Origin of the sequence: Candidatus Accumulibacter vicinus (assembly GCF_000584955.1) — a bacterium.
Taxonomy (GTDB): Bacteria; Pseudomonadota; Gammaproteobacteria; order Burkholderiales; family Rhodocyclaceae; genus Accumulibacter; species Accumulibacter vicinus.
Window position 1 is genome coordinate 1 of record NZ_JDSS02000023.1, and the last position, 1,026, is coordinate 1,026.

2 protein-coding genes are annotated in these 1,026 nt (G+C 61.3%); both read right to left on the reverse strand.

Annotation, left to right across the window (positions count from 1 at the left end):
- Positions 1 to 171: 171 nt before the first annotated feature.
- On the reverse strand, positions 172 to 417 hold the full coding sequence (locus tag CAPSK01_RS10515) for a hypothetical protein (RefSeq protein WP_273703483.1): 246 nt from the start codon (positions 415 to 417) through the stop codon (positions 172 to 174).
- On the reverse strand, positions 414 to 1,026 hold a 613-nt coding region (gene istB, locus CAPSK01_RS10520; RefSeq protein ID WP_034926143.1), incomplete at its 5' end, for an IS21-like element helper ATPase IstB. The genes CAPSK01_RS10515 and istB, both read right to left, overlap by 4 nt.

A 1,026-nucleotide genomic window follows, 5' to 3' on the forward strand; every position in this document is an offset into this window, starting at 1 on the left:
GCTGTCGATGAATACCTCCTCGAAATCGGCGTCGTCATGTTAGCGGCTGAGTAAATCCGCACAAATCTGGCGGCACTAAATGGCGGTGGAATTTGGCGGCGAAGTGATCATTGTGGCGTGAACGAAACAGGGGCCCGGCGGGCCCCTGAGTGTGGATGGTGTGGCGTTGGCTTAGAACGGCGGATCGGTGGTCTCGACGTCGCGGTAGGTCACGCGCACCTCGCGGAACCGGGCCTGCAAAGCGACTTCATAATGCGCCCAGATCCGATCGCGCAAATCATCAAGCAGCTCGATGACTGCCATCGCTTGATCGGGCGACCAGCGAGAATTGATGAGCAAGTCGAGACCGTCGTGCAAACCGGAAGATTGATGAGTGAGCTTCACGGCGAAGTCTTCGCCGTGCGCTTCCGGGATCATCGGGCAGCGGCCTGTTCCTGGGCTTCCTTGCGCCGGTAGGACTCGCCCTTGATGGCGAGTATTTGGGCGTGATGGACCAGGCGGTCGATCATCGCCACCACGCAGCTGGCGTTGGGAAAGACCTCCGACCATTCCGAGAACGATTTGTTGGTCGTGATCAAGGTGCTCTTCTTCTCGTGACGCCGGTTGATCAACTCGAAGAGCAAGTCCGCGTGGCGGTTCGAGTAAGACAGGTAGCCGACCTCGTCGATGACCAGCAAATCGGGCGCCGCATAGCGCCGCAAGCGGTAGCGCAGCGCCGAATCACTGTCCAGGCCGGCCAGATCACCGAGCAACTGCCCGGCGGTCGCAAACAACACCGTGTGCCCCTCCAGGATCGCCTGATGCGCAATGTTCTGGGCGATCATCGTCTTGCCCAGGCCGCTGCTGCCGACCAGGAGGACATTGGTGGCCGACTGCACGAAGTCCAGCGTCAGCAGTTCGGCGATTGCGCGCTGATCACACTGCTGCGGCCAGCCCCAGTCGAAATCGGCCAGCGGCTTGAAGTGCCCGCTATGGGCGCAGCGCAGCCGTCGTTCGAGCGAGCGGCGTGCACGTTCGCTTTCCTCC